General features: G+C 62.3%; 7 protein-coding genes. 4 read left to right on the top strand and 3 right to left on the bottom strand.

From position 1 onward, the window contains the following. Positions 1–180 precede the first annotated feature (180 nt). The 3 genes from PLL20_19900 to PLL20_19890 all read right to left on the bottom strand — a co-directional run bounded on the left by PLL20_19900 (position 181) and on the right by PLL20_19890 (position 5,920). Positions 181–1,095, bottom strand: coding sequence for a lysophospholipid acyltransferase family protein (locus tag PLL20_19900; protein ID HPD32264.1), 915 nt, complete (start codon positions 1,093–1,095; stop codon positions 181–183). Between the two features lie 95 nt (positions 1,096–1,190). Further along, positions 1,191–2,420 carry an anion transporter gene (locus tag PLL20_19895; GenBank protein HPD32263.1) on the bottom strand — a complete coding sequence of 410 codons (1,230 nt, stop codon included), beginning with the start codon at positions 2,418–2,420 and terminating at the stop codon, positions 1,191–1,193. Positions 2,421–2,584: 164 nt separating this feature from the next. Next, positions 2,585–5,920 (bottom strand): family 78 glycoside hydrolase catalytic domain, encoded by a 3,336-nt coding sequence (locus PLL20_19890; protein ID HPD32262.1) that lies wholly within the window; start codon positions 5,918–5,920, stop codon positions 2,585–2,587. A gap of 298 nt (positions 5,921–6,218) precedes the next feature. On the opposite strand from PLL20_19890, the gene PLL20_19885 reads away from it, so the two are divergent. The 4 genes from PLL20_19885 (at position 6,219) to PLL20_19870 (ending at position 11,406) form a co-directional block, all read left to right on the top strand. Beyond that, on the top strand, positions 6,219–7,160 hold the full coding sequence (locus PLL20_19885; GenBank protein ID HPD32261.1) for a dihydrodipicolinate synthase family protein: 942 nt from the start codon (positions 6,219–6,221) through the stop codon (positions 7,158–7,160). A gap of 114 nt (positions 7,161–7,274) precedes the next feature. Continuing rightward, positions 7,275–8,099, top strand: a complete 825-nt coding sequence (locus PLL20_19880; protein ID HPD32260.1) for a glucose 1-dehydrogenase — start codon at positions 7,275–7,277, stop codon at positions 8,097–8,099. A gap of 6 nt (positions 8,100–8,105) precedes the next feature. Beyond that, entirely contained in the window at positions 8,106–9,506 is a 1,401-nt protein-coding gene (locus PLL20_19875; protein HPD32259.1) for a neutral/alkaline non-lysosomal ceramidase N-terminal domain-containing protein, read from the top strand. A gap of 139 nt (positions 9,507–9,645) precedes the next feature. Continuing rightward, positions 9,646–11,406, top strand: a complete 1,761-nt coding sequence (locus PLL20_19870; GenBank protein ID HPD32258.1) for a sodium/solute symporter — start codon at positions 9,646–9,648, stop codon at positions 11,404–11,406. The last annotated feature ends 242 nt before the right edge of the window (positions 11,407–11,648 follow it).

Here is an 11,648-nt window from a genome sequence, read left to right as displayed (position 1 = left end):
ACCGTGGCCAGTTTCCCGTCATCCGTTCCACCCCGAACACCTCGCCCAACCTCCCAATCCCGCCCATGTCCTTGGCCGGAAGGACACAGACTTGGCAACAATCAGACAATAGGCCCCAAGATGAACGGGCGGGGTCGGGGAAGGTGTCAAGGCAAGGGAGCAACGCCCTGGCCGGGCTTGTCAGGCCTGCTCGTCCTTCGGCCGTGTTTTCCAGCGGCGGTGGATCCAGAGGTATTGCTCGGGCGCTTGGCGGACGAACCGCTCAATCGCACTGGTGTACTCCTGGGTGACCCAGTGGAGCTTATCAGCCTTGTCCGCCCATTCGTGAGGCTCGATGATCCGGTTGCAGCCGACCTCGTACTCAAACCTGTTGCTCAGTCGCCGAGCGTAGCCGACCAGAATCGGAACCTTGTACTCAATGGCCAGCAGGCCAATAGATTTGTAAGTTGACGCTTTCCGTCCGAAGAAGTCGACGAACTCGCCCTTGCGGCCGGCGTTCTGGTCGGCGATGAAGCCCAGCAGGCCGCCGCATTCGAGCACATCACCGGCCGATCGCGATGCCCCTTTCTTGTACAGCAAGTGCAAGCCGCGCTTGGCCCGGATGCCCAAGATGAACTCATTCAGCCAGGGATTGTCCAACGGCCGCATGACCGCCGTCAGCGGAAACCCTAACGCGGCCAAGGCAAAACCCACCAGTTCCCAGCTCCCATAGTGGCCGGTGACCAAGATTGCCCCCTGCCCCCTGAGCAGCCGGTCAAGGGCTTTATCGATGCCGTTGAGGCGGATGTACCGGTGCCAGGTCAGTTCGTTGATCAGCCGCGGGGTGAACAGGCACTCCATGGCCATCATGGACATCTGCTCAAGCGAGTGGAACGCGATCCGGTCGATCTCCTTGGCAGACAACTGCGAGCCGTAGGCCAGCCGCAGGTGCTCCCTGGCCCGATTCAGGTGCCGCGGCATGATCCGGCACCAGATGGGAACCATGCGCCGGGCAGTGGCCAGATTCCAGTTCACGGGAAACATCTGGAATACCATCGCCGCGAGCCGCACGGCCGCGTAGATGAGCAACTCTGTCAGAATTCGGCGGTGCCGCATGCGGTGGCATTGTAACCCGGCACCGGCGTATTGGCGAAAGCCGGCACCGGCGGATGCTCGCCGTGGCCGGCGCCACCGTGTCCCCTGTGATGATCCTACATGAGCGACCGCAGCGCCAGCCATCCTGCGGCGATCAGCAGCGTGGCCAGCGTGACCGGTACGCCGGCGCGGGCGTGCTCGCGCCAACCGATGTGAACGCCCAGCCGCTCGGCCTGGTTCACCACGATGATATTGGCGATGCTGCCGGCGATGAACAGGTTGCCGGCCAGCGTGCTCGACAGGGCGAGCACTGACCCGGCCAGATGAGGATCACCGTGGGTCGAGGCGGCCGGGAGCAGGAGCATCGTCGCCGGTACGTTGGAGACGAGGTTCGACAAAACCGCCGTGATCCCGAACAACCAGCCCATGTTGCCAAGGTCCACGTGCATGGTGTTGAGTCGCTCAATGACCAAGGTCAGGGCCCCGGTCGACTCCAACGCCTCGTTGACAATGAACAGAGCAATAAACAGGACAAGCAACTCCCAGTCCACCAGGCCGAGCATTCGTCGGCTGTGCATCTTGCGGCTGGTCAGGATAATCCCCGCCGCGGCTAGCGCAAGCAGTTCGCGGGGGATCGGCGCCGCCAGAAAAGCAACGACAAGAGCAATCAGGATGACCACACCTTTGCCGGATTGCCACGGGTTGAATCGCGGCGCCTCCACGTGCTGCAACCGCACTTCGCCTTGCCATCGGCCGCGGGTCTGCCGGACCAGGATGGCCCATGCAGCGGCCAAACCCAACACCGCTGGAACGAGGCCGTCAAGCAGATAGCCGCCGAACGACATCCGCAGTTTCTGCCCGATGAGCATGTTCTGCGGATTGCCGATCAGCGTGGCCGCTGACCCGATGTTCGAGGCGCACGCCAATCCCAGCAGAAACGGCAGAGGGTTGAGCCGCCGTCGGGCACAGCTCTCGACCAGCAGCGGAGCGACGGCCAGGCAAACGATATCGTTGGCCAGCAGGGCCGACAGCAAACCGGAAATGGCAATGACGACAGCCAACAACGCCGGCGGTGAAATCCCGGCCGCAACCATGCGCCGAGTGATCGCCGTGTACATTCCGCCGAGACGAAACTGGGCGGATAACACCATCAACCCAAACAACAGGCCGATCGTCGGCACGTCAACGGCGCGCCACGCGTCCGTCAATTCGATCCGCTCACCGGCCAACAGGATGATCGCGCCAATGAGGGCGATGCCCGTCCGATCCATGGCCAGACCGGGAAACCGCCCGAGGATCATGCCAACATACACAAACCCAAAAACGAGAAGGATAGTCGTGTCCATGTCAGCGGTCTGCTGGCGCAGGAATCCTTTCCCGCCCCCGCTTTTCCGGCGAATCGTTCCGGCCTCGGACGCTGCGGTATGTTGATCTGGTCGCGTGCCCGTTGCTCGCCACGATCATCGCTCACCCGCCTGGAAATGGGGTAGGGCACCCCTTGTGGTTCTCTTTACCTCGCCTCAACGACAAACCGGTATCGCCCCGCGGCGACATCGAGCACGGCAACATCGTCCTGCAATTGGACGAACCGCACACCGGGTACGTGGGACTGCGGCGTCAGAACGGGGACTCCGCTCTCCGTGACCGAAAACCTCGTCATGCGAAGCAGCGGAACGTACACCTTCGCCGTGGTGTTGGCCGGAATGGTCACTTCTAAGGTCAACCCCTTGTCGGTCCGCTTCCACTCGCTGCGGATCTGGCCGTACATCGACGGGTACGTGGCCTTGGCCCACGTCAGGTCGCCCACAACGACCGGCCGGACGATGAAGCGCTTGAACCCCGGAACCTGCGGGTCGAGATTGATTCCCGCCGCCGCCTCATAAAACCACCTCGCAACAGTACCGAAGGCGAAGTGGTTGCGAGAGTTCATGTCCGGCCCCTGCTTGTCCGTATCCCACCGTTCCCAGATGGTCGTCGCCCCTTTGAGAATCATGTGACCCCAGGACGGGTAGCTGGTCTGCACGGCCAGTCGCCAGGCCAGGTCATTGTGCCCCGTTTCATGCAGCAGGGCCATCAGGTACGTCGTCCCCAGGAACCCGGTCGACAGATGATCGCCGCGGGCCATGATGTCCTTGATGATGTTGTTTAACACCGCCTGGGTCCGATCCGGCGGCGTTATGCCGAAATACAGCGGCAGAATGTTGCACGTCTGGGTACCCGTCAGGTAGTTGTTGGTCTGTTTGTTCAGGTGTTTGTCGTTGAAAGCCTTGGCGATGGCCTCCGCTTGGTCGTGGTATTTCCATGCATCGTCGGTCTTGCCGATCGCGGCGGCCATCTCTGACATCAGCTTGCTGCAGTAGAAGTAGTAGGCCGAGCCGATCCACTCGGTGGGTGACTTCTCGACCGGAACCCAGTCCCCATATCCGGCTCTCTCGTACAGACCATCCTTGCCGTGGGTCTTCATGTACTCGACCCACGCGGCCATGCCCTTGTAGTTTTCTTCGATGATTCGTGTGTCGCCGTAGAATCGCCAGACGGTGTAGGGGATGATCACAATGGCATCGCCCCAGCCTGGCTTGGCGGCGTCGGTCACCACTTTGGCGGGCGAGACATCGGTGGTCGCTCCGTCGGCTCCCTGTGAGTCGGTGATGTCGATCATCCACTTCGTGTAAAACGCACCCATGTGCCGCAGAAAGCACGAGGTATGGGCGAAGGCCTGTGCGTCACCCATCCAGCCGAGCCGCTCATCGCGCTGCGGGCAGTCCGTGGGCACGCTGTGGAGATTGGAGCGCAAGCCCCATTCTACGTTTTTCAGGATGCGGTTAATCAGCCAGTTCGAGCACCGGAAGCTGCCGGCCGGAGGCACGGCCGTGTGCAGGACGCGATGAGTCAGCGTGGCTTTTGTGGGTGGCTTGGGCAGGCCGGTTACCTCGCAGTAGCGGAAACCACGGTAAGTGAAGATCGGCTCCCAGACCTCCACCCCGCCGCCCTTGCAGATGTAGTAATCGGTGGCCTCCGCCGAACGGTAATTGTCGCGGTAAAGCCGCCCGTTCGGATCGAGTTCCTCGCCAAATCTCAGACGGATCTCGGCTCCCGGTTGGGCGCCTTCAACCTTGAGCCTCGCCACACCGGCCGCGTTTTGGCCGAAATCGAAGATGAACACGCCCTTCTGTGGCTCGCTGATCTGCATCGGCGGTATTTCTTCGGTGATCTGAATCGTCTCATCGCGTTGGGCAACCAGCATCGCCGACTTCTCTTCGAGAACGGCCGTCTTCCACCACTTGCCGGCGTCGAAACCGGGTGTGTCCCATCCGGGCTGTTCCAACCGGGCATCATAGGTCTCGCCGTGATAGTAGGTGTTGCGGCTGATCGGCGACATGTATGATTGCCACGTGGGATCGGTGACGACCGTCTCGCGGCTGCCGTCGGCATATTCGATGACGATCTGGCAGATCAGTCGCAGATCGCCCTGGGAGTACTGGTCCGACCCTTTCCATCCCAGTCCGCCGCTCCACCAGCCGTTGCCCAGCATCGCCCCGACGGCATTGGGGCCCGGTTTGAGCATCCCGGTTACGTCGTAGGTCTGGTACTGGACCCGCTTGAAGTAATGCGTCCAGCCGGGGGTGAACACGTCCGAACCGACCTTCCGGCCATTGAGTCGCAATTCGTAGATACCCAGCCCTGACACGTACGCCCGAGCCCGCGCGATCTGCCCCTTGACCGTGAATTCCTTCCGCATACACACCGCGTGGCGAGGCGGCGGAGCCTCGCCGATCTCCTTCCACGGCTCATCGCCGTACTTGGCCACGACAATGGTGCGCTCCCACGCCGCATCGTCGAAATCGGGCGAAGTCCAGTTGGGTTGTTCGGTTTGGGCCGTCTTGCACTGCGCATCGCTGCGGAGTTCCATCATCCTGCCGCTGTTGAGCGTGACCTGAGCGGCAAAAAGAAGACCGCATTGGCCCGGACCATTGTGGGCCTGTATCGCCATCACGTTCTTGCCCGCCCTGAGGTACTTCTCAAGTTCGTACACACGGGCCACTTGCCAACTGGAGCTGTTGCCCACCCGCTGGCCATTGACGAACAGGGTGAAATTGTCGTCGGCCGCGATCTTGATCCGCGCGCTCTTGACCGGGTCGGCTTCGTCCAGAATGAACGACTTGCGCACAAAAATGGTTCTGTCTTCCTCCACCGCCTTGGCATTCCAGATCCAGTCGCCCCATTTCAAGGCGGCGTCGACATCGGCAGGCCTCTGGCTGATAATCCACTTGGCCGACCAGTCCTCGGGTTTCAGCAAGGCCATTTCCCACCAGGCTGGGGGGGACCACTGCGAAGCTACGCCGTCGGCATCCCACGTTCGCACACGCCAATAGTACCGCTGCCCACTGACCGGCGGCTTGCCCGCGTAAACCACGTGCGTCGACTGACTGGATTTAACGACGCCGCTGCTCCAGACGAGCTTGCTCCGATCCACGTCCGTGATTCGGGACCGGCCGGCGAAGGACCGCTTGACAGCCGCATCCTTGCCGAGCACACCTGCGCCGGCCTCGACTTCGGTCGTGACTTCGCCCATATCCGGGGCCGTACTGACCTGAATCTCATACGCCGTCTGGATCGCCCCACGGCGAGTATCGTTCACCTCCCACGACAGGCGCGGGGTGGTGATGTCGATGCCCAGCGGGTTGACCAGGTACTCGCATCGCAGGTTGGTCGGCGCCCCAAGACCACCGCTTTCCGCCGGCCGGACCATCTGGCTGCAACCGGCCAAGGCGGTGAAGGCTATTGTGGCAGCGACGACGGTCACAACTCTTTCGGAGACGGTACGCAGTGCGAATTCACGGTTCATTGGCGTCCCTTTCTATCTGAGAGCATGTGTGAGCAGAGCGTAAGGCGTGGTCGAAGCCGCCAAAGGCGGCGGAGACCTGCCGATTCAAGCATGAATATATGGCAGGCCTCGTCCGCCGCCGCGGATTTGACCCTGCCCTACCACCCGGCCCTGCGGCTTCTCACAAAGGCTCTGTGGTCTGCGCAAAGGCCGAAACAAGAGCATCCAGAGGATACCCACGCACCGGAGTTTGGCAAGGGTGGCAAGGCGGGTGAAGCATAGTAGAATGTCGTCCGCTATCTTGTCAGGAGACGCCGCGATGCAAGACACACCCCCCGGCCCGCCGCGAAAACCTCGCTCCCTTCGAGGTGTACTGCCGGTGTTTCAGACCCCTTTCCACGAAGATGAGAGCATCGACCTGGTGACCCTGGAGCGGGAGATTGACTGGCTGTACGACTGCGGGGCCGACGGCATCGTCATGGCGATGGTCTCAGAGGTGTTGCGGCTGTCCACCGATGAGCGCGAGCTGTTGGCCGAACACGCATGTCGCCTCGGTGGCGAGCAGGGAGTGGTTATCATCAGCGTCGGAGCCGAGAGCACGTACATGGCCGAGCGCTACGCCCGACAGGCCGAATCCGTCGGCGCTGATGCCGTGATGGCGATCCCGCCGGTGTCGATCGCGCCGCTCGAGTCCGAGGTGCTTCGCTACTATGAGCGAATCATCGAAGCGGTGGAGGTTCCCGTGATCGTGCAGGACGCCAGCGGGTACGTCGGACGGCCGATGCCGGTGGAACTGCTGGCGAGAATACGAGCTGCTTTCGGCGATCGCGTGGCTTTCAAGCCGGAGGCGACGCCAATCGGTCCGCGCCTTTCCGCCCTGCGCGAGGCGACCGGCGAGACCGCGGCGGTCTTCGAGGGCAGCGGCGGAATCGCCCTCGTGGACAGCTTTCGCCGGGGAATCATCGGGACCATGCCGGGGGCGGACTTGATCGAGGGCATCGTCGCCTTGTGGCGGGCCCTGGAAGCCCGCGACGAGCGACGAATCTACCGCCTGTCACTGCCGATCTCAGCGCTGGTGGCAATGCAGTCAGGGCTGGACGGCTTCCTGGCCGTCGAGAAGTACCTGCTGGTCAAGCAGGGCGTCTTCGCCAACACCGTGGTCCGAGGTCCGGTGGCATTCCAGCTCGACGAGGAAACGCGGGAGGAAGTCGATCGTCTTTTCGACCAGATGATGGAGGCGGTCAGGGAGAATGAAGGATGAGGGCCGAAGGTTGAAGGATGAATCAAGCCGTCAGCTATCAGTCATCAGTTTTTGGGGCTGATCGCTGACAGCTTTCATCGTCTACCATGTGCGTTTCGAGCGGAGGACAAGTCTTTGAGCGCCAAAGAACGATTCGACCTCACAGGCAAGATTGCCCTGGTCACCGGCGGCAGCCGGGGCATCGGACGCGGCATCGCCATTGGCCTGGCCGAACATGGCGCGGATGTGGCCATCGTCTATCGCGCAGCCGAGGCCGAGGCCGCCGGCGCGGCGGAGGCGATCCGCAAGCTCGGTCGCCGGGCGTGGATCTACAGGCAGGATCTGGCTGAGACGGATAAGCTGGCTTGCTTGGCCGAGCGCGTGTGGAACGATTGCGGGCGGATCGACATCCTCGTCAACAACGCCGGCATGGCCTACCTGGAGCGATTCGAGGAAATCACGCCCGAGCACTGGCACCGGGTGCTTGCGGTCAATCTCGATGCGGTGTTCTTCCTCACGCAGGCCATCGCTCGAAGGATGATCGAGGCCGGAATCAAGGGGCGGATCATCAATCTCTCTTCGAAGAACGGCTTTGTGGCCGAGGCCGGTCTGGCTCACTACAACGCCTCGAAGGGAGGCGTGGAGCTGCTCACTCAGTCGCTGGCGATCGAGCTGGGGCCCTTCGGAATCACCGTCAACACGATAGCCCCTGGTATCATCGAGACGGAAATCGCCGGCGAATTCGAACTTGATCCCGCGTTCTTCGACTACTACAAGGAACACATACCGTTGCAACACCGCTTCGGAAGCGTCGAGGACTGCGTGGGCGCGGCGGTGTTCCTGGCCTCGCGGGCAGGCGCTTACATGACCGGGCAGCACCTGATCATCGACGGAGGTGTGCTTTGCGAGCAGGTGCCGCGGATGCAGTTCATGAGGGCAAGCAAGCTGCGCAGGAAATGAAATGCCATGAGTAGCAAACCGATCAGCGAGCCGGCCGATCAGGTGCCGCCCTCTGCGGCAGTTCATCTGGGCGTGGCCAGGCGACGAATTGACCCCCCCTCCGGCATCTACGCCCGCAACTGGGGGGCTGCCAGGCACGACACTGCCGAAGGCATTCACGGCTCGCTACTTGCGACGGTATTGGTGATCCGCGGCCAGGGCTCGCCCGATCCGCTGATTCTGGCCAGTCTGGATCTCGGCTGGTGGCAGCAGGCCGAGGATGAGTGGTTGGTTCGAGGGGCGCTCATCGAGTCGTTGTGCCTGCGTCCCGAGCGGGTCATGCTGTCGTGCATCCACACCCACGCCGGTGCCTCGCTGTGCAGCGGCGACGCCGACAAGCCCGGCGGGAACCTGATTCAACAGTATCTGCACCAACTCCGCGACAGCCTCATGGATGCGACACGAGAGGCCTTGGACCGCATGGCGCCCGGCACGCTTTCCTGGACGACCGGACGATGCGACCTGGCCGCCAACCGTGATCTTCCCGACCCCCTGCGAAATCGGATCCTCTGCGGCTACAACCCGGCGAAACCGGCCGACGACACTGTTCTGGTCGGGCGGGCCACGGACGAAAAAGGCCGTCTGCTGGCCACGATCGTCAATTACGCCTGCCATCCGACCACGCTGGCCTGGGACAATCGCCTGATCTCGGCCGATTACGTCGGACCGATGCGCGAGCTGGTCGAATCACACACTGAGCAGGCCCCCTGCCTGTTTCTCCAAGGGGCTTCGGGGGAATTGGCTCCTCGCGAGCAGTACACCGGCGACCTGGCCATCGCCGAATCGAACGGCCGAAGGCTGGGCTACGCGGTGCTGGCTGCGTTGGAGTCGATGCTGCCGCCACGGACGAAGCTTGCCTATGCGGGCGTCGTGGAATCGGGCGCCGCCCTGGCCACCTGGCGCCGCGAGCCCTTCGACCCGTCGAAAGTGGTGCTGGCCGAGCAGGTGGATGTCGAGTTGCCGCTCAAGCCGCTGCCAAGCGAAGAGGAACTGCGTCGCCAGTTGGCCGAGTGCTCCGACCGTGTCATGGCCGAGCGAATCCGCCGCAAGATGCGCGTGGTTCACATGGTCGGCTCCGGGCCGACCACCCAGATGCCCGCCTGGATCTGGCGGATCGGCGACGCGATTCTCGTGGGCCAGCCGAACGAGGCCTGCTCGGCGTTTCAGACCGAGCTGCGCCGAATGTTCCCCCGGAAAGCGGTAGTGGTCATGAACCTCGTCAACGGCTGCTGCGGCTACCTGAGCCCACCGGAGCTTCACGACCTGGACATATACCAGGTTTGGCAAAGCCCCTTCGACCGCCAGGCCCTGCCGTGCCTGATCGAAACCTGTCGGGAGCGGATTAGTTCGATGTTACCGTGCGCATGAGGTGTGTGTAGGGGGGTAAGGTAGAGGCCAGCAGCAATGGTAAATACTGGCGCTTGCCAGGAGCCGTTAGCTCGGGCCGAAGGCCTGGTACGTTAGGATGTCGTCCCGATCGTCCGCGAACCACAAACCGGGAGCCAACATGATTGCTGAGACCTCAATGAAAGGCCTGGAGTCGTTTCAGCTTGGCCGCTGGGATTACCTCGCCTTCATCGCTTACTTCGTGGTCTTGTCCATGATCGGCTACTGGGCCGGGCGGCGGAAGAAGTCCAGGTCGGACGACTACTTCCTGGCCGGCCGCAGCCTGCCGTGGTACGTCGTCGGCAGCTCGTTCATCGCCTCGAACATCAGCTCCGAGCACTTCATCGGCATGGTGGGTGCGGCGTTCATGCTCGGCATCTGCGCGGCCTTGTTCGAGTGGGGCAACATCCTGTCATTCAGCATTCTCATCTGGTTCTTCATCCCGTTCTTGCTGGCCTCCAAGGTGTTCACCGCTCCCGAGTTCATGGAGCGACGATTCAACCCGACTCTGCGGAATGCGTTCGCCATCGCTACGGTGATCACCAACGTTCTGGCGTTCCTGGCAGGCGTACTGTACGGCGGAGGCGTTGCCATTCAGAAGCTGTTCGGTTGGGACCTGTGGTTTGCGGTCACGATCCTGGCGATCGCGGCCGGCGCCTGGGCGATCTACGGCGGCCTGAGCTCCGCCGCCTGGGCCGACGTGTTCACGGTCATTGTCATGGTGGCTGGCGGCATGACGGTGACGATCCTCGGCCTGCAGAGCCTTTCACCCAATCATTCGGTCATCGATGGCTTCAAGACCGTCATCGAGCGGAACCAGGCAACCGAGGGCATCTGGGCAGAGGCCGTCGCCCAAAACGTCCAGAACATCGTTCCGGGCGAGGAGACCTACAACCGCCTGTCGGTGATTCAACCGGCAACCCACAAGCTCATCCCCTGGTCCAGCCTGATCCTCATCACCTTCACCGTCAGCATCTGGTACAACGTCATCAACCAGTTCATGATCCAGCGCGTACTCGGCGCCAAGAGTATGTACCATGCCCGGATGGGGATTGTCTTTGCCGGCTACATGAAAATCCTGCTTCCGGTCATCGTGGTGTTGCCCGGGTTGATCCTGTTCGCCAAAAACCCCGAGATCCTCAAGCTGCCATGGGACCAGATCGGGCCCGAGGCCGACAAGGGCTACGTCCACATGCTCCAGGAATTCGTTCCTTTGGGCATCCGCGGACTTTTCCTGGCCGCGTTGTTCGGAGCTATCCAATCCACGGTCCAGGCGGTGCTCAATTCGACCGCTACCATCTTCACCCTGGATATCTACAAGCCGATGCTTCGCCCGACGGCCTCCGAAAAGAACCTCGTCTGGACCGGCCGTATCGCGGCGATCGCGTTCCTGGGATTGGCAATTCTGCTGGCTCTGTTGATCGCCCGACTGGGTGGAGGTCTCTTCAACTACGTGCAGACGCTTTACGCATTCTTTGCCCCGCCGTTCGGCGCGATTTTCCTGCTGGGCATTCTGTTCAGGCGCATCAACGGACAGGGGGCCTCGGCCGGCGTGCTGCTCGGCTTCCTGACCGCCATCGCCATCAAGCTCGCACTGTACAAGCAGTGGATTCACGACCCCGTCGCCGCGTGGCTCTCACCTTTCGGCAACCAGGCGGTGGTGACCTGGCTGGTTGCCATCGTCGCGTGCGTGATCGTCAGCCTGCTGACTCCCGCCCCGCGTCCCGAGCAGGTCACCGACGAACTGACCTTCAACTGGCGAAAACTGAACATCTTCGCCGACCTTGGCCGGCATTGGTATACGCACGTGCTCCTCTGGTGGGCGCTCTTTGTCCTGATCGTCGGCGGCCTGATGCTGCTGTTCTCGGGGATCTGGTTCTGACCCAGAACGCTATCGTGGTCGGCGTCGCGACGACGTCTCCAACTAAACGCCGGATGTCGCCGAAGCCAGGAACCACGCTGCGGCCGGGTGAGCTGTTGCCCCTGCACACGGTTCTTTGCTCTTGGGTACCCTTCCAGTGAATCCCGTCTTGTTTCTCATCCCCGCGACTTGACAAGATAGCCCAAGTTGCCGGGTGCCATGCCCACGGCTTTGCGTGGGCATGCGGGGGGTAGGGCCGACGC

Source organism: Phycisphaerae bacterium, from assembly GCA_035384605.1.
Classification (GTDB): domain Bacteria; phylum Planctomycetota; class Phycisphaerae; order UBA1845; family PWPN01; genus JAUCQB01.
Note: the sequence above shows the minus strand (reverse complement) of the source record. Positions and strands in the feature narration are given on the sequence as shown.